A 21,672-nucleotide genomic window follows, 5' to 3' on the forward strand; every position below is an offset into this window, starting at 1 on the left:
AGGCCACCCACGTTGGGCAGCCTAAACTAGACCAATTTAGCCTTAAAAATTCTATCAGTACCAGTTGACGAAGAGCCGAAAATTCCCAGTCTCACCCTTTTGTATCGCCGAATATTGTTCAGAAACCACGGTTGAGCAGTAACTAAGTGGACACTACCTTCCTTATGGTTGACCCGATCCTACTTATCTTGCATGGGTTTGCAAACGTCAAACACGTTAGTTCACTCTAAGACCGTTAAGAAAATTTTCTCCCAACCTATTCTTTAATCGCCTTAACCACGAAGAGGTGGGCATAGAAGTCAGCGGGATCCTTTTCTGGTTGGGTCCGATCCATTACCCGTGGTACAAAGTAACCAGCGTTCATTAATTCTGCCCCGGAGTAGGTTTCAGGGTCATCGTTAATGTGGTAATTCATTTCGGGGTTTAAGCCAGTGAAATAGTACCGAATATAAGCTGGGTTAGCACCATTGAGAATTTGGAACCGGGCCCCAATGGCTTCGGTCTGATCGTCATTCACGACTTCCCAGCCGTAAACGTTGTCACTAGTGTCGGGTGTTTCTAACCGGTAGAAGTTCCCAAATTGGAAGAGGGAGCGGTATTGCTTATAAAAGGCTACTTGTTTTTTGATCGTCGCTTGTTCTTCAGCACTTAACTTGGTGATGTCAAGTTCGTAACCAAAGTCACCGAAGTAAGCAACTTTAGCCCGAGTATCAATTGAAGTGATCCGGGCAACTTGGTCGTTTGGAACGGCAGAGACATGGGCTCCCCACATATTTGGCCGGTAGCCATAAGAAGTTCCGTCTTGAACTAGGATCCGCTCAATGGCATCAGTATCGTCACTAGCCCAAGCTTGAGGAGCATAGTACATCATACCGAGGTCGAAACGACCACCACCGGATGCACAAGATTCAAAGAGAACATTTGGATAAGCCGCTGTTAAGCGATCGTAGAGCTTGTAAACGCCGAGGATGTACCGGTGGGCAAATTCAAGTTGTTGATTGGCTGGGAGTGCTGCCCCATACATTTCCGTAATGCTTCGGTTCATGTCCCATTTGATGTAATCCAGTTTAGTAGTTTCGATTACGGCTGAAATCTTTTCAACCAAGTAGTCAACAACTTCTGGCCGGGTCATATCTAAAACAAATTGATGCCGCGCAGGGGTTGATGTCCGCCCTGGGGTAGCGATCATCCATTCAGGATGGTCAGAGTATAGTTGACTGTCAATAGAGATCATTTCGGGTTCAAACCAAAGTCCAAACTTTAAGCCAAGGTCGTGTACCTTTTGAGCAAAGCCGCCAATGCCATTGGTAAATTTCTTTTCATCAGTAAACCAATCACCGAGGCTAGAACGATCGTTATCCCGGTGACCAAACCAACCATCATCAAGGACAAACATTTCAATCCCGAGTTCCTTAGCTCGCTTAACAATTGGCATTAACTTGTCTTCAGTAAAGTCCATGAAGGTTGCTTCCCAGTTGTTAATCAAGATTGGTCGTTCTTGCTTAACAAAGTGCTGGTTAAGCAGGTGGTGGTCATAGAAGTGACCTAATTGTTGACTCAAGGCGTTCAAACCTTCGGTAGTGTAAGTAAGAACAGCTTCTGGAGTTTGGAAGCTCGTGTTGGCCTTCAAGTTCCAGCCAAATTCGGTTGGGTTAATTCCAACCATTATCCGAGCAGTGTCAAATTGATCAACTTCGATTTCGTCCTTAAAATTGCCGGAGTAAATAAAGTTAAATCCGTAAGCGGCCCCTTGATTATTATCAGTGTGAGGCCGAGCCAAGATAAAGAAAGGATTTTCTTGGTGACTTGAGTGAGCTCGAACCGATTCAATGCTTTGACTTCCTGGCCGTAAGTGATTCCGGTAAAGGTGCCGTTCCCGCGCCCATGAACCAGCAAATTGTAAGAAGTCGTAATCAGCATCTGGCAAGTCAAGTTGGGCGCTAGCTGCCCGATTAATAAAGACGTCATCACCATTATTTGTGAAGGTAGCACTCCGAACAATTACGTCTTCATCTTCAAAAACAGTGTAGTGTAAAGCTAATTCGATTTGAAGCAGTTTATCAATCAAAGTGATTGTCAGGGTTTGGCTGTCGTGGTGGTCGTCATCAAAACTAGATGGTTGGTCGACTAGGCGTTGCTTACCGTCAACTAATTGATAACTTTGGTACTTAAATTCACTAATCCGGGAACCATCAGCAGCTGTAATTTGGTAGGCCGGAACCCGGTAGTCACCCTTTCCGAGGCTAGCATATTCTTGTTTAATTAATTCGAGTTGAAAGTCAGTTTGTTGTTCATTAAGGGTGTTGGTACAATCGTGTTCTTCCATCCGAGTTAGGTTATCGTAGCTGGCCTTAACCGGAACGGTAGCACCGTAGTAAACTTGGCCAAGTTCGCCATTTTCTAAAACACGGAAGATATAACTGGTCTTTTTAGTTTGAAGGTGAAAAACTTTTGAACTTTCATTAACATGAATTGACATAACGATATTCCTTTCCTGGTAAAAAACGGACCCGGACAAGGATTAACTTGAGCGGATCCGTTCAGCGCTAACTAGTTTCTAAAGATACTAATTAATTATTTATTATCGATTTCAAGAATCTTTTCACCATGCTTAACGGTACCGGATTCTTTAGTGAACTTAAGCTCGTAGTCTGGTGTATCATCTGACTTCGTGAAGGCAACCATTACAGTATCATCGTGGCCAGCCTTAGTGATTGCTGGCGCCCAGAATTCAAGTAATTTGTCACCGGCCTTAACATGTTGTCCCTTTTCAACGTAGGAAACAAAACCAGTACCGTGCATTTGAATCGTATCAACCCCAACGTGGATCAATACTGGAACGCCATTAGCACTCCGAAGTCCAATTGCGTGACGGGTGGTTGGGAAGTCAGCAACAACTTCACCATCGAATGGGGCGAAGATTTGCCCATCGCTAGGCTTAATTGCAAATCCCTTACCCATTGAACCGTTAGCAAAGGCAGGGGCAGCAACAGCTGACAATGGTTCAATTTCACCGTCAACTGGAGCTTGGAATTGAATTGTTTCCGCCTTAACTTCGGCGATGGCTGCGGCTTCACTTTCACCTTCAAGGTGTTGGTGCCAAGTCTTTTCCAATTCTTCCACGATTTCAGCATGCATCTTTTCGTCCAACTTAACCTTGCGGATAAAGAATGTTGTCCCGATCAAGATCAAAGCAGCTGGAACTAAGAACATCATAGACTTGAAGATGATTACTCCATGAGTAGTAATGTCAGCGTAAGTGTGACCAGAAATCATGCCGGCCGCCGCCGCCGTGGAACCAACTAGCCCACCAGAGATAGCCCCACCGAACTTGTCGAGCAATGGCCGAACCGAAAGGATAACCCCTTCATCACGGTGCCCGATCTTTAATTGTCCGTATTCAACAGAGTCGGTGATGATCATCAAAACAACCAAGAAGATCAATGGTTGTGGCAACATGAAGATAACCCCACCGGTGATAACCATGGCAAGGGATTTACCAGCAAAACCAAAGATTACCAAACCAATTAACATAACTAAGATGGAGTATAAGAAGACCTTCCGGCGACTAAACTTCTTAGCTAAACCTGGGAAAAGGGAAACCGTAACGATCCCGATTAACCCGTTGATTAAAGCATAAATCGTGTAGGTTGCGGCGTGTCCTAAAATGTAGGTAAAGTAGTAAAGTTGGAAGGAATTCATCAAGGTTGCCCCAGTCGTGTAGAACACATACGTTAAGGCAATAGCCATCAATTGGTCATTTTTGATTAAAACTCCAATAACTTTCCGGAAAGTAGTCTTTTCGGTGTTCTTTCGGAGCTCGTTATCCTTTTCATGAGTGAAGACTCCAACACCGATCGCAGTTACCGCAGCGATGGTAGCAACGATAGCAGCAAAGGCAAACCAACCACGGCTGTCTCCTGAGCCGCCATTAGATTGAAGAGAGAAGAAGAGAACGATTGGCATAACGATAACCCCAACCAGTTGGCCCCCTAAAGTTGAACCAACCCGGGCAAACGTCGCCGTCTTTTCCCGTTCAGCTGAATCAAATGAGATGGCTGGAATCATACCCCAGAACGCAATATCGTTAAAGGAGTAGAAGATATCCATGGTAATGTAAAGAATTGCAAAAATGACTAAGTAAAGCCATGGACTCTTGTAAGTTAAACCACCCATGTCCGTGAAAAGAATTGCGATTGCGACAGCGGAAACGATTCCACCACCAACAACCCACGGTTTAAAGTGACCCCACTTAGTATCGGTGTTATCAATAACATTTCCAATAAATGGGTCAATAATTAATTCGACAATCCGTAGGATCATAATAATCATGGAGATGTAGTAGACCATTCGGGTCGCTTCACCGCCAGCGTTGCTACTGAATAAGTGTCCAGTAACAAACATCATGAAGTAAGTCGAGAGCATCCCATAAAACATATCGTGCCCAAAAGCACCAAATGAGTATGCAATCCGGGAACCCATCGTCTTACCTGAGCTACCTTCACTCATTAATTTGTACCTCCTCAAAATAAAGATATGCAAATACCGTTTACATTAAGCATTTTAAGCGCTTACACTAAATTGGTCAATGCTTTTTACTAAAAATTTTACTCACTTTTTCTTAATGTTGAGAATTGATAATTATGTGATAAAAAATAATTCCCATCACCTATACCAATTTGATAAGGAAATGAGAATAAAAATGATAATATTTATTTTTTAAAAGCTCTAAATGATGTTTTAATTTTTAACATCAATATGATGATGTAAAATCGGTAAAAAATGTTTATCGGCCCAACCAATAATTGCACCTTGGGTGAGAATGTTATATAGGGTTCCCCAACCAAAAGAATATAGTTGGTGAGTAACAGCAAAGACGATTAAAACGATCAAAAGGGGTGGAACATTACTTAACCATTGAGAAGTAACTGGCGACCCATGGAGAAAGCGGAAACGAAGGATATATGGCATATCATCATTTGGATGCATGATTAGGTTTGCCCGTTGGTAGAGGGAAACGGCGCAGGCAACGCCGAAGAGACCGATTACGTCAAAAATAATTCGCCAACCAAGGCCAACGTTAGGAATACCAATTAAAACGAAGATGTGCTCGAAAAAGGCTAACAAATAGGAAAAGGGAGTAATGAATAGCAAATTACGAATTAAGCGAAAATAATCAAAGCGGCCAAGTAAAAGTAAGTTAACAAAGGCAACAATTACTCCTTCAAGGAAGAGAATGTTACCAAGAGAGAAATGAAGCCAACTACTTAAACTTACCGCGGAAGCTGTCCAAATAGCACTCCCTAAGTGGGTTGAAACTGTTAAGGCATTGAAGAAACTGTTGATTAAAATTGAAAGCACTAGAAATGATAAGCGCCCGTTAAAACTATTTGCCCGAGCAACCCGGGAGGATTGGGGTGAGATTGGCATTAAAGAAACTCCCTTCGAAAAATTAAAATCACTTTTACTCTACCACAGATTTAATTTTGGTTGCTAATAGTAGTGGAAAAATTCCCAGCCTCTTAAATTTAGTGACCTTAGTAATTTTTCCACCCACGATCGTATCTTTTTGTCCAAACCAGGCCGTTGAGAATTTTTTTGCCCCTGCTGTAAATGTATTGTTGGGATTTTTTTAGGAAAAGGATTAAAGCTTGGTTAAAAATGTAAAAGCATGTGGTAAAGTAGAATTATTAAACATTTAGCATGGAGGGAAAAGAATGAAGCATTACCGATTAAGTCGCCTCTCTTTAGGGTGGCAAATTATGATTGGCCTTATTGCTGGGATTATTGTTGGAGCGATGTTTTATAAAAATCAAGCAGCTATTACAATTCTCCAAAGCCTAGGGACAATCTTTTTGCGAATGATCCAAATGATCGTTATGCCAATTGTGATTTCTTGTTTAACAGTTGGGATAGCTAATATTGGTGATATTAAGAAGCTTGGGCGGATTGGGGGAAAAACGTTAATCTACTTCGAAGTTTTAACCACGATCGCAATTATCTTAGGGCTAATTGTCGGAAACCTTGCTCATCCAGGAAGCTTCATTGATATTCATAAGCTCCAGGCAACGAGTATTTCTTCTTACATGGCTAGTGCGAAGACGGCTTCTCATACCGGCTTTTGGGATACGCTCCTTGCGATTATTCCAACCAATATTTTTAAGTCAATCGCTGACGGCGATATGATGCCGGTAATCTTCTTCTGCGTCTTCTTTGGCCTCGGTTTAGCTGCTATTGGTGAACAGGCTAAACCGGTCATCAATTTCCTCAATACGGTTGCTGAAGTGATGTTTAAGGTCACTAACTGGGTAATGAAGTATGCGCCAATTGGGGTTTTTGGTTTAATTGGGATGACAATTGCCCAAATGGGATTAAGCGCGTTGTTACCACTTGGTTACTTTATTTTGATTGCTTACCTGACGATGGCCTTCTTCTGTGTGGTAGTGCTTGGAATTGTGGCCAAAATCTTCCATTTGCATTACTGGAAGACGATGAAGGTAATTGCAAGTGAGATTATTTTAGCCTTTTCAACGGCAAGTTCTGAAGTTACGCTTCCACGGCTGATTGATAAGACCCAAAAGATGGGGGTTGAACAAGGGATCACTTCCTTTGTTATCCCAACAGGGTATACCTTTAACCTTGATGGTTCAGCGATTTATCAATCTTTAGCAGCGCTTTTCTTGGCTCAAGCGTACGGCTTACACTTGACCTGGGCGCACCAATTTACTTTACTGGTCGTCTTAATGATTACCTCTAAAGGGATGGCTGGAGTACCAGGGGCCTCCTTTGTGGTCTTATTAGCTAGTGTTTCGACAATTGGGGTCCCAGTAGCTGGTTTGACCTTTATTGCCGGAATTGACCGGTTTGTCGACATGGGTCGGACGGCCGTTAACGTGGTTGGTAATTCAATTGCCACCCTTGTAATTGGGGAATCGGAAAAGGCCCTTGACCGCAATAAATATGAACATTATCTAGATAATTACATGAAAGCACAGGGATAAGATGACAACACAATTACCATTACGAAGTGAAGTTCCAGCAGAATTAACCTGGGACCTGACCCTTTTATATGCCGATGATGAAGCAATGCAAAAAGCCTTAAAGGCAACGGCAAAGAAAGCGCAACACCTGGCTACTTTTAAAGGGCAGATCACCACAGCTAAACAATTAGCAACGGTTTTGATCTTAGCTAAGGAAATCGACGAAGAATTAGAAAAAGAATATGTTTACGCCTTTTTACGGCGGGATAGTGATACAACGGACGCAACTGCTACAGCTTTGTTTGGGCAAGCCGCTCAAGTTGCAACGCAAATTGAAACTCAGTTGGCTTTTATTGATCCGGAAATTTTGGCATTAAGCGATGAACAATTAGCTGACTGGCAAGCGAATGAACCTGCTTTGGCTGAGTTTGAATTCCAATTAACCAGTTTGCAAAAACAAAAAGCCCACGTATTGGCTGGTGAACAAGAACGGCTCTTATCACGGTTGAATCACGCTTTAGATGGTGCCAGTGAGATTTACAACACCTTAAACGATGCGGATTTGGATTTTGGCAAGATTCGTGATGAAAATGGTAACTTAGTTCAATTAACGCATGGGAACCGGAGTCAATATACTGAATCAACGAATCGGAAGGTTCGTAAAGAAGCGGCCTTAGCTTATCAAAAGCCATATCATCAATTACGGCATACCTTTGCGGCCACCCTCAATAGTTTTATTGATAGTGAAAATGCCCTGGCAGAATTACGAAATTATCCTTCGGCCCGGGCGGCAGCACTTGGGCGTAACCAAATTGACGAAACGGTCTATGATAACTTAATTAAAACGGTTAATGCCCATCTTGACTTAGCGCATCGTTGGTATGCTTTAAAGAAGAAGTATCTCAAACTAGATCATTTCTATCAATATGACATTCCCACCCCACTGGCAGGAACGGATATCTTAAAAACTAGCTATGAAGATGGTAAAAAGATGGTCCTCAAGGCGATGCAAGTGCTTGGGGACGAATACGTTACCGGTTTAAAGGAAGAATTTGCGAACCGTTGGGTTGATGTTGCTGAAAACAAGGGGAAGCGGTCCGGCGGTTACCAAATTAGCGTTTATCAAGCTAATCCGTTTATCCTGTTAAACTGGACGGATAAGTTGTACTCAACCTTTGTTCTGGCTCATGAATCGGGCCATGCGATGCACTCGTGGTTTAGCCAACATCATCAACCGTCCGAATATGCCGATGCACCAATTTTTTTGGCCGAGGTAGCTTCGACATTTAATGAAAATATTTTAACGGATTGGTTACTGAAAAATTATGATGATCCAAAGGTCCAACTGTATGTACTTGAACAATCAATTGATGGTTTTATTGGGACGATTTACCGTCAAACTCAATTTGCGGAATTTGAACATCAGGCATACATGACTCAACAGGCAGGACAGACCTTAACTGCTGATTATTTGGACCAGGTAAATGAAAAGCTATTAAAGAAGTACTACGGTCCGGCAGTTGAATTAACAGGAACTTTAACGCAGAGTTGGGCCTACGTACCACACTTCTACATGAATTACTATGTTTATCAATACGCTACTTCTTGGGCGATTTCAACGAGTTTAGCGGCGTCAGTTCTTGCGGAAGAATCCGGAGCTAAGGAACGTTACTTAGCTTTCTTGTCAGCTGGTGGTTCAGCAACGCCAGCCCAAATTCTTAAGCAGGCCGGGATTGATATCACCAATACAGAATACCTTGAACGAGCCTTAAAGGTTTTTGAACATCGGCTTGACCAAGTTGAAGCTTTGCTAGCTAAGGTTGACAATGGCTCTGCAGTTAACTAAAATAAAAAACAATTAAATAGACTGGTTTAATTGCTCCCCGGGGTGATTAAAATTAACTAGCACCAACCATCTTTCTCTAGGGTATCCCAAGTTTGGGTATGAAAGATAGGGGGTGCTTTTTTGGAAAAAGGAGGATTTTCAATGAAAGTAAAGGTTAACCAGTTAGATGGACTAACTAATCGAGAATTCTTAGCGATTGCCAAAGAACGGGTAAGGGTCTTTGTTGTTGAACAGACGTGTTACTATCAGGAAATTGATGATGAAGATGCTACCGCTTATCATTTACGTTTGTTTGATGATCAAGATCATTTGGTCGGTTACACGCGAATGATGGACGAAGGGACATACGCCACTTTTGGTCGGGTCCTCGTTCCTAAAGCTAAACGAGGAAATGGCTATGGTCGGGTCCTTGTCCAAACTACAATTGAAAAAACAAAGCAATTATTTCCCGGGAAATCAATTATAATTGAAGCGCAAAACTATCTTCGCGATTTCTATGCTTCATTTGGTTTTCAAACGATTTCAGAAGTGTTTTTATTGGATGGTATTCCGCACGTTAAAATGCAACTAGACGGAGAAGTAAAGAATGAAAATGGCGATTAGGAAGGAAATCAACCATTATGTTTTACGAAATATTTTGGCGAACGTCGGTCTATCAACCTATGTAATTATTGATACCCTTTTTATTGCGCTTGCTGCTGGCTCGCTGGGCTTAACGGTTTTGAATCTCGCCTTACCGCTTTTTAATATTTTTAACGCTACCGGTTTATTACTGGGAGTTGGTGGAGCAACCTATTTCTCCTTAAATAAGGTTAAGAACCCCCAAAGAGTGCGGACGCTTTACAGTCAATTAATAATTTTTGCTTTGATTCTAGGGGTAATTGAGATTGGTTTAATTACTATCTTTTTAGATCCAGTGTTACATTTACTAGGAGCAAATCGTCAAACCCTAGCTCTGGGACGAACCTATGTGGGCTTCATGTGTTTTAGTGCCCCCTTATATATGTGTAATTACATCACGATTAATTTTGTTCGAAATGATGGTAATCCAAGCTTGACGATGATAGCAACCTTAACGGAAACGGTTTTTGTGATTATTATTGATTGGTTCTTTATTTTTAAACTAGGGTTACATATGGAAGGAGCGGCCTTGGCGGTAATCTTTTCACCACTCTGTAGCTTATTAGTTTTAAGCCAACACCTGCGATTTAAAAAGCGCCAACTTGAATGGCATTGGTGTCTCCCTAAGTGGCAGACATTGAAGACGGCAGCCCGGCTAGGGATTGCCCCCTTCTTGAACGAAATGAGTAGCGGGGTTAGTGTCTATGTATTCAATTGGATGTTACTGTATCTAGCAGGTAACTATGCTGTAGCTGCTTATGGAGTCGTTGCTAATATTGCAATCGTTACCTTAGCAGCAGCGAACGGAGTGGCTTTAGGGGTGCAACCAATCGCCAGTCGAGAATTTGGTAAGCATGCAATGAAAAATGCCGTTATCGCCTTTAAGCACGGTCTGAGGTTAACGATTGGCTTAGCTTTAATCTTAATGATTAGCTTGATTATCTTTAAGCGGCCGGTTATCAATCTATTTAATACGGAACATCAACCCCAATTGTTATCGTATGCATTGGTCGGCATGCCAATTTACTTTACCAGTACGGTTTTTACAGCGGTTAATATCTTAATCATCATTTTTTTAACTGCTATTAACCAAGGAAGTACGTCTTTCCACCTTTCTTTGTTACGAGGATATGTGATTTTAATTCCATTAATTGTTATTCTTGCGCTTACCCTCGGGGTAAACGGAGTTTTTGCGGCGATGCCGATTAATGAGATCATCGTAATGGTTTTGGGTGGGGTTATCATGCGGAGTAAACTTCGAGAAATGCAAAGAAATTCTTTGTGAGCGAATTAAATATAAAAAGCGACTAGAGGGTGAAAAGCAGCTCCTCTAGTCGCTTAATTAGTATTAGCTCTCTTCTGGTTCATCAATTTCGGGATTATTAAAAGTAATTCCTCGGTGGTCAACACTTGTTGAGAAGACAATTTGTGTACTGGTTTTACCAAACCGTCGTTGTAAATCGTTAATAAATTCATCAAGGTCAGCAGTGGATTTAAAAGCTACTTCAAGGAGCTCAGAGTAATCACCAGTTACGCAGTTACATTCAATAATGTTCGGGACCTTTTTTACAAAGGGATAAAATTCACTTTTTTGCCGCGGTTCAAGTTGGATTTGAATAAACGCTTTTACGTGGTAATTAAGTTTTTCAAAGTTAACGCTAGCATGATAGCCAGTAATAATACCGCTCTTTTCCAACTTGGCAATTCTAGCGGCAATTGCGGGAGAAGAGATGAAGCAAGCTGCTGATAATTCTTTAAGTGAGGCCCGGGCATTTTCTTCGAGCATATTAATAATCTTGCGGTCGATTTGGTCCATGTAGAGATACTCCTTTTTCGAATCATTAGCCGATGAGTTAAACTACGACGATTGTAGAACAATTTGTAGGTTAAAGTCAACGACAACCGAAGAACGGAAACATTTTCATTGTTTTTCGTTCAGTTAAAGAGTGAGCAATATGGTACAATAACAATAAGAGTTGAGTGAATGGAGTGAAAAAGTATGGATCAAGAATACGAAAATATTCTCGTGCCGGTTGATGGATCAGCACAAGCAGAAATGGCTTTGCGGAAGGCCCTAGCAGTTGCTAGTCGGAATGGGGCGCACGTTGACCTTTTGAACGTCATTGATACCCGGGCAATGTCATATAATTTTGCTGGGATGTCTGACGGAAGCATTGCCTACCAATTGGTAGATAAGGCCCGTGAATACCTGCTCAGTTTACTTGAAAAGGCTAAGCAAGAAGGCTTTGATAACCTTGATATTCACATTCGGCTGGGTAACCCTAAGACGGTGATTTCTTTTGATTTTCCACGGGACCACAATAATGATTTGATTATGATGGGGGCAAGTGGGATGTCTCGGCTCCAACGGGCCATGGTTGGTTCTGTTACCTCATTCGTTAAGCGGAACGCAGCAATTGATGTCCTAGTTGTTCGGACGGATTTACAAGCTAAGCCAGAAGAATAGTTCAAAATAAATTATTAAAAATCGAGGTAGCGGAAATAGATTTTCTTCGCTACCTCGATTTTTTTATTAACGCGCCACTTTAATTAAGCGGGCCACGTTTTCTGCTGTTTGGGCAATATCATTAGGGGCATCTTTTAAGGCTTGATCAAGACTCTTAGCTCCAGCAGGAGTGGCAAAAATTGCATCGATTGCATCAGCCGAATATAAGCTGGCAACCCCTTTACCGACGTTACCGGTCAAGACGATTACGGGAGCATTTGGGGCAACTGCTTTAGTAGCTCTGGCAACCCCAAAAGGCGTTTTACCAAATTTGGTTTGAAAGTCAATACCACCTTCACCAGTAATTACGAAATCAGCTCCGCGAGCTTGCTCTGTTAGATGGGTTGCTTTAACTACAAGTTCAATTCCACGAGCCATCTCGGCTTGAGTAAAGGCAAGTAAACTGGCTCCTAGACCCCCAGCCGCACCGGCCCCGGGCACTTGTTCGATGTCAACACCAGTGAATTGCTTAATTACGGCAGCGTAGTGGTGTAGGTTAGCATCGAGGGTCGTAACCATTACTGAAGTGGCCCCTTTTTGTGGACCAAAGACAGGCGCGGCGCCATTCTCACCAGTTAAGGGGTTGGTAACGTCAGAAGCAATTTGGATGGTGGTGGTTTTAAGCCGAGAGTCAAGTTGGTCAAGGTTAATGGTTGCTAGTTGATCGAGTGCGCCACCACCAAAGCCAATTTCGTGTCCATCCTGATCAAGAAGTTGTGCTCCCAAGGCTTGAGCCATGCCAGCACCCCCATCGATGGTTGCGCTTCCGCCAAGGCCAATAATGATTTTTTGCACTTGGTGATTAAGGGCGTCTAAAATCAGTTCCCCGGTTCCAAAGGTCGTCGTTACTAAGGGATTAGCGGTTTGTTGATTAACAAATTGTAAACCGCTAGCTTGGGCCATTTCGATAACGGCAGTTTGCTGATTACCAAGGATTCCGTATTGAGCATCGACCAGTTGGTTAAGGGGGTTGTGCACCTTAGTCGTAATTAACTGACCAGCAGTTGCATCGACTAATGATTGGACAGTTCCTTCGCCACCGTCAGCCATTGGAATGAGGATGTACTCAGCTTCAGGAAAAACTCGTTGCAGGCCAGTTTTAATAGCTTGAGCGGCTTCTTTTGCGGTTAAGCCACCTTTGAATGAATCAGGAGCAATTATAAATTTCATGTTGGGGGTCCTTTCTATTTAATTAGCTAAGTTTATTATAACGAATAACAGTAAAGATGAAATTTCCAATTGACAGCAGATAACACTTCCAGTAAACTTACTATTAATAAGTAACGAAGGAGAGCAAAAATGCAAACATTTACGATGCAAATGAACATCATTTGTTGTCAGGGGGCGTCATTAACGGCGGTCCCAGTTTTTGCATAGCGGAAGTCGCTCCGTTAGTTAATTAATTTGGGATTAATGTTAATGACGCCATCCTTTTAGGTAGAGGAGGGCGTCTTTTTTTGGAGAAAGGACTATTAAAATGATTTTTCATAGTGTTAATGAATTAATTGGACATACTCCATTGTTAGAATTGAGTTTACCAGTTCCAAATGGGAGTCGAATTTTAGCTAAGTTAGAATACCTTAATCCAGGTGGGAGTATTAAGGATCGTTTGGGGCAAGTGCTGATCAAACATGGAATAATGAACGGAGCGATTATTCCCGGAAAGACAACGATTATTGAGCCAACAGCAGGAAACACGGGGATTGGGATTGCTTTAGCAGCACTACAGTACAATTTACCAGTTAAGTTAGTGGTTCCTGCTAAGTTTAGTGCCGAAAAGCAAGCTTTAATGCGGGCACTTGGAGCAGAAGTAATCAATACGCCGACGAAGGCAGGAATGCAGGGGGCAACAGCTAAGGCCTTGGAATTAGCAAACAAAATTCCCGGGGCATATGTTCCAAACCAATTTGTGAATCCCTTAAATCCGATTGCTTATCAACGAACCCTGGGACCGGAAATTTTAGCTGACTTAGGGGCAGAACCATTAACAGCATTTGTGGCTGGTGCAGGAACTGGAGGAACTTTTGCCGGGACAGCAAAAACTTTACAAGCAGTGGTAACACCGTTATACACGGTGGCAGTAGAACCGGAGGGTTCGATTTTAAATGGTGGTTCTGAACATCCGCACCGGACGGAAGGAATTGGTGTGGAAGCTATCCCGCCATTTTTTGCGGATGTTAAAATTGATGAGGTACAAACCATTAGTGATCAAGCTGCCTTTAGTGCGGTTAAGCAACTAGCTCGTGAACAAGGGCTTTTAGTCGGTAGTTCAAGCGGAGCAGCACTAGTAGCTAGTATGAAGGTTGCTGAAAAATTGCCAGCTAATTCGACCATTGTGACTATTTTTCCAGATGGCAGTGATCGGTATTTGAGTGAAGGAATTTATGATTAGTATGTAAAAAAGAGGTTGGGAAAAAAGCTCCTTGACGGCCTGGTTGGGATAAGAAGGACGAAGGTTGATTCATTAGAATCGACCTTTCGTTCGCACTTATCCGCTAAGGCCGTGCTTTTTGACCTTAGTTACTGAGTAACATTCGGAGATGACAAAGAGGGTGGGAAGAAACTTGAGTTTCTTCCCACCCTCTTTGATTTTTAACTCACGTTGATTATTGTTCTTCGTACCAAGTGTAGTGGAAGTTACCTTCCCGGTCAGTCCGTTCGTAAGTGTGAGCACCGAAGTAGTCCCGTTGTGCTTGAAGCAAGTTTGCAGGAAGAACTTCTGCCCGGTAGGAGTCGTAGTAGCTAATTGCCGCAGCAAAGGCAGGAACTGGAATACCAGCCTTAACAGAAAGGGCAACAACTTCCCGAATCGCCTTTTGGTACTTAGCAGTAATGTCCTTGAAGTAGTCATCCAAGAGTAAGTTCTTCAATTCAGGATCCTTTTCAAAGGCGTCCGTAATCTTTTGTAAGAATTGAGCCCGGATGATGCAACCTTCACGCCAGATTTGAGCTAATTGGCCGTATTGAAGGTTCCAATCGTAACGTTCGGAGTCGATCCGCATTTGTTCGAATCCTTGAGCGTAAGACATAACCTTACCGAAGTAGAGGGCTTCACGAATCTTTTCGATGTATTCCTTCTTTTCGTCGTCAGAAAGGTTAACCTTTTCAACATCTTCAGGGAGAACCTTGCTTGCGGCAACCCGTTCGTCCTTCAACATGGAGATGTAACGAGCGTAAACAGCTTCCGTGATAACTGATTGTGGGGCACCACCATCGAGGGCAGTTTCAGAAGACCACTTACCAGTACCCTTGTTAGCCCCACGGTCAAGAATCATGTCAACGATTGGCGTGTTCTTGTCGCCCAAGTCATCCTTCCGAGTAAGGATGTCAGCCGTGATTTCAACAAGGTAGGAATCCAATTCACCCTTGTTCCAGTCAGCGAAGATGTCAGCCATTTCGTCAACAGAAAGGCCAAGGACGTTGCGCATAACATTGTAGGCTTCGTCGATTAATTCTTCGTCTCCGTATTCAATCCCGTTGTGGACCATCTTTACGTAGTGGCCGGCACCGTTAGGGCCAATGTAGGTAACACATGGCTTACCGTCTTCAGCCTTAGCAGCGATTTGAGTAAGGATAGGAGCAACCAAGTCGTAAGCTTCCTTTTGGCCACCTGGCATCAAGGAAGGACCTTGGAGGGCACCAAGTTCACCACCGGAAACCCCCATACCGATGAAGTTAATACCGGACTTGTCCAACTTAGCGTTCCGAGCCATGGTGTCGTGGAAGTTCGTGTTCCCACCATCGATCAAAACGTCACCCTTGTCAAGCAATGGAATTAATTCATCGATAACGGCGTCAGTACCCTTACCAGCCTTAACCATCATGAGAATCCGCCGAGGCTTTTCCAAAGAGTTAACGAAGTCTTCGATCGTGTAACTTGGAACCAGCTTCTTTTCGCTGTGGTCGCGCATCATTTCATCAGTCCGGTTGCGGTGACGATTGTATACTCCAACCGTGAAACCACGACTTTCGATGTTGAGGGCAAGGTTCTTACCCATGACGGCAAGACCGATAACACCAATTTGTGCCTTTTGATCTGACATTGTGTTGTCACACTCCTTAATCTAAATAAACATATTACGGCACCTATTATAGCAGATCAAAAATAAAACGGAAATATTTTTGATAATCGTTGAGCAAACTTATTTTTGTGGTAAGCGCTAACATCAAGACTGCCAAAGGGTTTAGTTTTAAAAAAGGCCCTTAAAATTTTTCTCGCAAAGAACCAAAAAAATAAAAGGCAGGGGAAAAACGTGTGTTTCTCGCCTGCCTTTCTCGTCTCTTTGAATGTTATTCAGAAACTGAGGTCACTAGATAGTTTTTCTGCCGACCACTTTCTACTTGTTCAACTTGTAAATCCAAGCCCGACCATCACGAGCGAGAAGTTCGTCAGAAGCAGCTGGTCCCATCGAACCTGGGGCGTAGTTAGGGAATTGAGGTTCTTCAATGTCCCAAAGCTTCCGAACAACATCAACGAACTTCCAAGCATAAGCAATTTCAGCCCATGAAGCAAAGTTAGTGTGGTTGCCTTCCAAAGCATCGTGGAAAAGGCGTTCGTATGGTTCAGGGGCTTCCTTCTTTTCATCAGCTGATTGTAAGAACTTAAGGTCAACTGGTTCCGTCTTGAAACCTTGACCGGCGCTCTTAGCGTTAACCCGCAATGCAAAACCAGATTCTGGTTCAACATAGATCGTCAAAACATTACTCTTAAGTGATTGTTCTGATACCATCCGTGGGTTAGCAAAGATGTCAATTAATGGCTTCCGGAAGACAACATCAATCCGAGTAAACTTGTCAGCTAACTTCTTCCCAGTCCGAACGTAGAATGGTACACCAGACCAACGGTAGTTATCAAATAAAAGCTTAGCTGCTACAAAAGTTTCGGTTGATGAATCTGATGGAACGCCATCAGCGTCACGGTAAGCTGGGGTGTTGTCACCAGCGGCGTATTGACCACGAACAAAGTTAGAAGCCGCTTCGGATGGGGTGTAAACCCGTAAGGAACGAAGGGCTTTGATCTTTTCAACCCGAACATCGCTGTCAGTGAAGGAGACAGGTTGTTCCATTGCCAATTGAGCAACCACTTGCATAATATGGTTTTGAACCATGTCCCGCAGGGCCCCAGAATTATCGTAATAACCGGCCCGTTCTTCAACCCCAAGCTTTTCACTTAAGGTAACTTGGATGTTGTCGATGTAACGGTTGTTCCAAAGGGATTCAATGATTGTATTTCCAAACCGGAGGGCTTGAATGTTTTGAACCATTTCCTTCCCAAGGTAGTGGTCAATCCGGAAGATTTGGTTTTCGTTAAAGGTTTGTGACAATTCGTCGTTCAAAGCCTTAGCAGAAGCAAAATCACGTCCAAATGGCTTTTCCATGATCAAACGGTTGTAGCCTTCATCAGTCAAAAGGTTTTGCTTCTTGATGTTCATGGCAATCGTTCCGAAGAATTGCGGAGCAACTGACATGTAGAAGAGGCGGTTGCCTTGCGTGCCAAATTGTTTATCTAACTTAGCCAAACGTTCCTTAAGTACTGCGTAGTGCTCAGGCTTAGTAACGTCATGGGCTTGGTAGAAGAAGTGCTTCGTGAAGGCAGCAGCTTCGCCGTTCTTAGTTTCAGGAATATCCTTGACTGAATCAGCAACTAAAGCTTGGAATTCTTCGTCCGTCTTTTCCCGACGAGAAGTACCAAGTAAAGCAAAGTGTTCCGCAAGGTATCCCTTTTGGTAAAGCTTAAAAAGGGATGGGTAGAGCTTACGGTGGGCAAGGTCACCGGCAGCCCCAAATAAAGTAATCAAAGCAATGTTTTCCGTAGCCAATGTGTTCACTCCTCTAGAATTTAAATAAATTCGCTCTAACGGTAACAATTATATACTCTCTTGCCTAGCTCTGCACGAAAAACAGGGGTCAGAAACCCTAAAAACAAAAACTTTGAAGAATGGAAAGGATAGAGTGAAACAATAATTGGCGGCAATTGTTAAACGTCAATCAAAATTGGTCTAGGTTAAAATTATTTTTCAATAATTTGATCATGTTGCTCGCTAAATAAGCCGAAAACTGTGAAGATGATTGAGATTAAAATCGTAACGATAATTGCTACTTGCCAGTTGCCAGCGGTTGCCTTCAAATTTCCAGTTAACCAAGGACCGATGGCAGCGAGTAAGTAACCAAGTGATTGAACCATCCCGGAAAGGGACCGGGTATCAGCCGGATTATTAGTTTTAAGCCCAAAGAGTGTCATGATCAAGCCAAAGGTCGAAGCTGTTCCTAAACCTAGTAGTAGGGCGATCAGGACATAGTAGGACAAACTACTAGTTGGTAGAAGAAGACCAAGGTAACCGAAGATTGTGAGTAGCCCAGCAACAAAGACAATTTTCCCGCGTTTTTTAACTTTGGTTGCTAACATTGGAACGATGAAAGCAGTTGGCATTGAGAAAAGTTGGAAGAGCCCTGCTACTAAACTAGCGCTATTACTTGAAAGACCATGATCCATAGCGATACTTGGAAGCCAGGCAACAGTGGTATAAAAAACGAATGAAGAAAGGCCAAAGTAGAGGAGTAAGTACCAAGCGCGGAGGTTGGTGTACATATTATGACCCTTTTCGAGCGCCATGGTTTGAGAGACTGGCTGACTTTTCTTTGCGGTGGGGAACCATAAAATTAAGGTGATTGTGACTAGCAATGTCAAGATGATGATCCCAAATTGCCAACTGGTGGCGTGAGTGATTGGGGTAATCAAATAAGCTCCTAAGGCACTAAACATAGTGAGGGAAACATTGTAAAGGCTAGTCATCGGTCCAATCCGATCAGGCATTTTTTCCGTAATGATTGCAGGTAATAAAACATTAATAAAAGTAGTTGCAATCCCAATTAAGACGGTTCCAATCATTAAGGCCGAAAGCGAAAAGATCCGTAAAATTGAACCTAAGATCAAAATTGCTAAGGCAAAAGCGATGGTAATTTCGTTGCCAAAACGCTGGCTTAATCCTGGAACAAGTGAGGAAAGAAGGCCGAAACAGATTAAGGGGATGGTGGTTAAGATTCCCAACTCGGTTACTGGAATGTGAAAACTATTAGCAATTTCGTTTACAACAGATGGTAATGAAGTAAATGGTGACCGCATACAAGCTCCGAGGAGAAAGATACCAAGGACTAAGAAAAAGCCTTGACGTTTGGTTTGGTTCAAAGTTGTCATTCCTTTCGTACTAAAGTCACTATATTTTAGCACATATAACGTTTTACTAAAACCATAAATTCAGAAGCAAAAGGATTGATTTTGATCCTCGGATTTTGGAGAAATTGACGAAATCGTTACAAAATAATACAATGGTTGAGATCTTAAATCGGAGGAAAATGATGACGGCAAAATTATATCCGTTTTTAACTTTTGAAAATGCAAAGGAAGCAATGGCCTACTATGCGGAAGTTTTCGGGGCCAAAATTATTACTCACAACCCTCTTAGTGAAGCACAAGTAACCAGCTTGGGGTTAGAAGTGACCGATCTTGAAGAGACAACCGCACTAGGAGAATTTACGGTTGCTGGACAAAAAATTATCTGTGCGGATGCGACAATGAACAATCCACAGCCTTCATCTTTAGTGGCAATTTTATTGAATTTTGATGGCGATGAAGGAGCTGCACGGGAATTTTTCAACCATTTGGCTAGCTCAGAAGAATTGCGGGTAACAATGCCATTTGGGCCACATCAGTATTATGGTCAGTTGGGACAAATTGTGGATCGTTATGGAATCACGTGGTTTGTAGTTACTGAGTAACGTTCGGAGATGAAAGAGGGGCTAAGAAGAAGAAACGCGCGTTTCTTCTTCTTAGCCCCTCTCTTTTACTTACTTTTCACTTTCAAATTCACTTGCCCGTTGTTTAAGAACACCATAAATTCGTTCGACATCTCGATCGGTTCCCCGGAGTTCATAGTCAGCGAGGAAAGGTACATTAAACTTGGCAGAATATTCACGAGCCGTTAGACAATATTGTTCGTTGAAGTTTTTGTTACCAGAGCCAACGATTCCCATACAAAGCTTAGTGTTATCGTTTTGTTCGACATATTCTCCCAAGGAATTAGTCATCATTTCGGTAAAGCCAGAATCAAAACCATTACCGCCATCGAGGTAAGTCGGAACGAAGATAAAGAAAGGTTGGGTTTCCTTAGCTGGTAAAGTTTGATCGGTAATTTCTTTTAGAGTAACTGCCGGATCAGCCTTATTGATAATGTGTTGTTGTTCAGCGTATGAAACCAAGCGCTTTAAAAAAGAGCGAGTGTTTCCTTCAATTGAAATGAAAAGAATGCTAAGATCGTTCATGTTAATTACCTCATTCAGTTAGTCTTTGATAATCTATTGTACGCGTTTTATTGAAAAATTAAAATGAAATAAGCTTTATTTTTACGAGGAAAGTTATCATGATTGAAATTAAATTAATTGATGAATCGGTTACTGGTCTAGGAGAACAAATTGGCTCATTAGTCGAATGTAAACCAATCAATAATTGGAAAATTAATTTTTCACCTGACTTAGTTTTGGGATGGATTCCTAATTTTGATACTCCAGATTTGGGGGTTGAAAAATTAGTGGAGTGGGTTGACCAAGCATCCGCTAAAATTCAAAAAATTGTGATGTTGGCCCCGGCAGGAACCGCTGATGATGCTACGGTTGACCAACTAGCAACTTGGTATGGAAAAAAAGGTCAGCAATTAATGCTCGATGGCCTTTATGCGGTTAAGATGGTGGATGAATTAGAATTTCCATATACCGTTATTCGCGTTTTACCGCTAACTAAGCAAAGAATTACGGGAAAAATTTATCAAGAAGGTCAATCGTTACTGGGTCAAGTTACGCCCCAAGATACCTTAGTGAAAGTTTTTGCTGAAGCTTTGACGACGGATAAATACTTAAACCAATCAATTGGAGTAGCTGATTAGAAATTTAACTAGTTTTAAAAACTAGTTAATAGATTGTTGGAACCAGCTAAGGTATAATTAAGAAAATAACATTGAAGGGGGAAGTTAGCGTGAACCTTGAAAAGTATGAAGCTTGGCGGAAACGATTAGCTTCAAGCCAATTGCGTCGTTGGGAAGAACTGCCGGAATTAAATCTCTATATTGACCAGTTAATTGCAGTGATTAATGATCGTTGCGCTAGCTTGGGCGTAAGTCCCATTACTAAATCAATGATTAACAACTATGTTAAAAAAGGTGTCATTATGGCACCAGTAAAGAAGAAATACTCACGTTATCAAGTTGCTGCGGTAATGGTAATTGCCTTGCTAAAGAATATTTATCCGTTAACGGCAATTAAAGAAGCGCTAGACCAGTTAACGATTAACGATTACCCACAAGCAACGTATAACCGCTTTGTGGAACATTTTAATGCTCTCCTATTAGGTGAGACGGCTCCTCAAGGGCACGTTAACCCTGGTAATGATGAGTTATTACGACTAGCTGCCCAAACAGCTTACCAACGGATGTTAGCAACGAAGCTACTGGAAGAGATGAAGCGTCAACAACAACCCGTTGAAGTGAAAAAAGTTTAAAAAAGACGCTAGCGGGTGGTCTCAGGCCGTAGTCGTTGAATAATATTCGGGAATCCAAAGAGGCCGGGAAGAAACCAATGTTTCTTCCCGGCCCCTCTTCCTACGATTAGTCAAGCGAAAAGTTATCGAAAATTAGCGTACACTAAACAAACCTGATCTAAATAAGAATTTA

The 21,672-nt window shown here is 42.3% G+C and carries 18 protein-coding genes; 9 read left to right on the top strand and 9 right to left on the bottom strand.

The features are described 5' to 3' along the window. Window positions 1-256: 256 nt before the first annotated feature. From H5993_RS07015 to H5993_RS07025, 3 genes are all read right to left on the bottom strand, one after another. Complete coding sequence (locus tag H5993_RS07015; protein ID WP_180870999.1) at window positions 257-2,479, bottom strand: alpha-galactosidase; 2,223 nt, start codon at window positions 2,477-2,479, stop codon at window positions 257-259. Between the two features lie 95 nt (window positions 2,480-2,574). Beyond that, window positions 2,575-4,509, bottom strand: a complete 1,935-nt coding sequence (locus H5993_RS07020; protein ID WP_180870997.1) for a sugar MFS transporter — start codon at window positions 4,507-4,509, stop codon at window positions 2,575-2,577. Between the two features lie 231 nt (window positions 4,510-4,740). Further along, window positions 4,741-5,430 (bottom strand): DUF6198 family protein, encoded by a 690-nt coding sequence (locus H5993_RS07025; RefSeq protein WP_180870995.1) that lies wholly within the window; start codon window positions 5,428-5,430, stop codon window positions 4,741-4,743. A 287-nt stretch (window positions 5,431-5,717) separates the two neighbouring features. On the opposite strand from H5993_RS07025, the gene H5993_RS07030 reads away from it, so the two are divergent. From H5993_RS07030 to H5993_RS07045, 4 genes are all read left to right on the top strand, one after another. Then, the gene (locus tag H5993_RS07030; protein WP_204776792.1) at window positions 5,718-7,001 is read left to right on the top strand and encodes a dicarboxylate/amino acid:cation symporter; all 1,284 of its coding nucleotides are present in this window, start codon (window positions 5,718-5,720) and stop codon (window positions 6,999-7,001) included. Window position 7,002: 1 nt separating this feature from the next. After that, window positions 7,003-8,826: an oligoendopeptidase F gene (gene pepF / locus H5993_RS07035; RefSeq protein ID WP_204776793.1), complete on the top strand. Its 1,824-nt coding sequence runs from the start codon at window positions 7,003-7,005 to the stop codon at window positions 8,824-8,826. Window positions 8,827-8,967: 141 nt separating this feature from the next. Next, complete coding sequence (locus H5993_RS07040; protein ID WP_204776794.1) at window positions 8,968-9,429, top strand: GNAT family N-acetyltransferase; 462 nt, start codon at window positions 8,968-8,970, stop codon at window positions 9,427-9,429. Beyond that, window positions 9,413-10,732: an MATE family efflux transporter gene (locus H5993_RS07045; protein ID WP_204776795.1), complete on the top strand. Its 1,320-nt coding sequence runs from the start codon at window positions 9,413-9,415 to the stop codon at window positions 10,730-10,732. The genes H5993_RS07040 and H5993_RS07045 overlap by 17 nt, the downstream gene beginning before the upstream one ends. A gap of 63 nt (window positions 10,733-10,795) precedes the next feature. Here the strand turns inward: H5993_RS07045 and H5993_RS07050 are convergent, their stop codons facing one another. Further along, a complete protein-coding gene (locus H5993_RS07050) occupies window positions 10,796-11,263 on the bottom strand; it encodes an Lrp/AsnC family transcriptional regulator (RefSeq protein ID WP_180870986.1) in 468 nt (155 codons plus the stop codon). A 183-nt stretch (window positions 11,264-11,446) separates the two neighbouring features. Between H5993_RS07050 and H5993_RS07055 the strand changes: the two genes are divergently transcribed. Beyond that, window positions 11,447-11,914, top strand: coding sequence for a universal stress protein (locus H5993_RS07055; protein ID WP_180870984.1), 468 nt, complete (start codon window positions 11,447-11,449; stop codon window positions 11,912-11,914). A gap of 66 nt (window positions 11,915-11,980) precedes the next feature. Here H5993_RS07055 and H5993_RS07060 read toward each other — a convergent pair whose 3' ends face one another. Further along, window positions 11,981-13,123 (bottom strand): glycerate kinase family protein, encoded by a 1,143-nt coding sequence (locus H5993_RS07060; protein WP_180870982.1) that lies wholly within the window; start codon window positions 13,121-13,123, stop codon window positions 11,981-11,983. 307 nt (window positions 13,124-13,430) lie between these two features. Here H5993_RS07060 and H5993_RS07065 point away from each other — a divergent pair, with 307 nt between their 5' ends. Then, complete coding sequence (locus H5993_RS07065) at window positions 13,431-14,345, top strand: PLP-dependent cysteine synthase family protein (protein WP_204776796.1); 915 nt, start codon at window positions 13,431-13,433, stop codon at window positions 14,343-14,345. A 214-nt stretch (window positions 14,346-14,559) separates the two neighbouring features. On the opposite strand, the gene gndA is transcribed toward H5993_RS07065, so the two are convergent. The 3 genes from gndA to H5993_RS07080 form a co-directional block, all read right to left on the bottom strand. Further along, entirely contained in the window at window positions 14,560-15,996 is a 1,437-nt protein-coding gene (gene gndA, locus H5993_RS07070; protein WP_204776797.1) for an NADP-dependent phosphogluconate dehydrogenase, read from the bottom strand. 294 nt (window positions 15,997-16,290) lie between these two features. Then, on the bottom strand, window positions 16,291-17,772 hold the full coding sequence (zwf, locus tag H5993_RS07075) for a glucose-6-phosphate dehydrogenase (RefSeq protein WP_204776798.1): 1,482 nt from the start codon (window positions 17,770-17,772) through the stop codon (window positions 16,291-16,293). Window positions 17,773-17,963: 191 nt separating this feature from the next. Then, window positions 17,964-19,148: a CynX/NimT family MFS transporter gene (locus tag H5993_RS07080; protein ID WP_204776799.1), complete on the bottom strand. Its 1,185-nt coding sequence runs from the start codon at window positions 19,146-19,148 to the stop codon at window positions 17,964-17,966. A gap of 161 nt (window positions 19,149-19,309) precedes the next feature. Between H5993_RS07080 and H5993_RS07085 the strand changes: the two genes are divergently transcribed. After that, window positions 19,310-19,729: a VOC family protein gene (locus tag H5993_RS07085; RefSeq protein ID WP_204776800.1), complete on the top strand. Its 420-nt coding sequence runs from the start codon at window positions 19,310-19,312 to the stop codon at window positions 19,727-19,729. 69 nt (window positions 19,730-19,798) lie between these two features. On the opposite strand, the gene nrdI is transcribed toward H5993_RS07085, so the two are convergent. Then, the gene (gene nrdI / locus H5993_RS07090; RefSeq protein WP_204776801.1) at window positions 19,799-20,272 is read right to left on the bottom strand and encodes a class Ib ribonucleoside-diphosphate reductase assembly flavoprotein NrdI; all 474 of its coding nucleotides are present in this window, start codon (window positions 20,270-20,272) and stop codon (window positions 19,799-19,801) included. A 98-nt stretch (window positions 20,273-20,370) separates the two neighbouring features. Here nrdI and H5993_RS07095 point away from each other — a divergent pair, with 98 nt between their 5' ends. Together H5993_RS07095 and H5993_RS07100 are read left to right on the top strand one after the other, a co-directional pair. After that, entirely contained in the window at window positions 20,371-20,889 is a 519-nt protein-coding gene (locus H5993_RS07095) for a saccharopine dehydrogenase related protein (protein ID WP_204776802.1), read from the top strand. 89 nt (window positions 20,890-20,978) lie between these two features. After that, window positions 20,979-21,500, top strand: coding sequence for a DUF1836 domain-containing protein (locus H5993_RS07100; protein WP_204776803.1), 522 nt, complete (start codon window positions 20,979-20,981; stop codon window positions 21,498-21,500). The last annotated feature ends 172 nt before the right edge of the window (window positions 21,501-21,672 follow it).

The organism is Limosilactobacillus alvi (assembly GCF_016900115.1).
GTDB classification, from domain to species: domain Bacteria; phylum Bacillota; class Bacilli; order Lactobacillales; family Lactobacillaceae; genus Limosilactobacillus; species Limosilactobacillus alvi.

Bases quoted from the DNA above. Each gene is read 5' to 3' on its own strand.
- H5993_RS07030 (WP_204776792.1), top strand. From the start codon at position 5,718: ATGAAGCATTACCGATTAAGTCGCCTCTCTTTAGGGTGGCAAATTATG.
- gndA (WP_204776797.1), bottom strand. From the start codon at position 15,996: ATGTCAGATCAAAAGGCACAAATTGGTGTTATCGGTCTTGCCGTCATG.
- H5993_RS07015 (WP_180870999.1), bottom strand. From the start codon at position 2,479: ATGTCAATTCATGTTAATGAAAGTTCAAAAGTTTTTCACCTTCAAACT.
- H5993_RS07095 (WP_204776802.1), top strand. From the start codon at position 20,371: ATGATTGAAATTAAATTAATTGATGAATCGGTTACTGGTCTAGGAGAA.
- H5993_RS07050 (WP_180870986.1), bottom strand. From the start codon at position 11,263: ATGGACCAAATCGACCGCAAGATTATTAATATGCTCGAAGAAAATGCC.
- H5993_RS07080 (WP_204776799.1), bottom strand. From the start codon at position 19,148: ATGACAACTTTGAACCAAACCAAACGTCAAGGCTTTTTCTTAGTCCTT.
- H5993_RS07020 (WP_180870997.1), bottom strand. From the start codon at position 4,509: ATGAGTGAAGGTAGCTCAGGTAAGACGATGGGTTCCCGGATTGCATAC.
- nrdI (WP_204776801.1), bottom strand. From the start codon at position 20,272: ATGAACGATCTTAGCATTCTTTTCATTTCAATTGAAGGAAACACTCGC.
- H5993_RS07065 (WP_204776796.1), top strand. From the start codon at position 13,431: ATGATTTTTCATAGTGTTAATGAATTAATTGGACATACTCCATTGTTA.
- H5993_RS07040 (WP_204776794.1), top strand. From the start codon at position 8,968: ATGAAAGTAAAGGTTAACCAGTTAGATGGACTAACTAATCGAGAATTC.
- pepF (WP_204776793.1), top strand. From the start codon at position 7,003: ATGACAACACAATTACCATTACGAAGTGAAGTTCCAGCAGAATTAACC.
- H5993_RS07085 (WP_204776800.1), top strand. From the start codon at position 19,310: ATGACGGCAAAATTATATCCGTTTTTAACTTTTGAAAATGCAAAGGAA.
- H5993_RS07045 (WP_204776795.1), top strand. From the start codon at position 9,413: ATGAAAATGGCGATTAGGAAGGAAATCAACCATTATGTTTTACGAAAT.
- H5993_RS07055 (WP_180870984.1), top strand. From the start codon at position 11,447: ATGGATCAAGAATACGAAAATATTCTCGTGCCGGTTGATGGATCAGCA.
- H5993_RS07060 (WP_180870982.1), bottom strand. From the start codon at position 13,123: ATGAAATTTATAATTGCTCCTGATTCATTCAAAGGTGGCTTAACCGCA.
- H5993_RS07025 (WP_180870995.1), bottom strand. From the start codon at position 5,430: ATGCCAATCTCACCCCAATCCTCCCGGGTTGCTCGGGCAAATAGTTTT.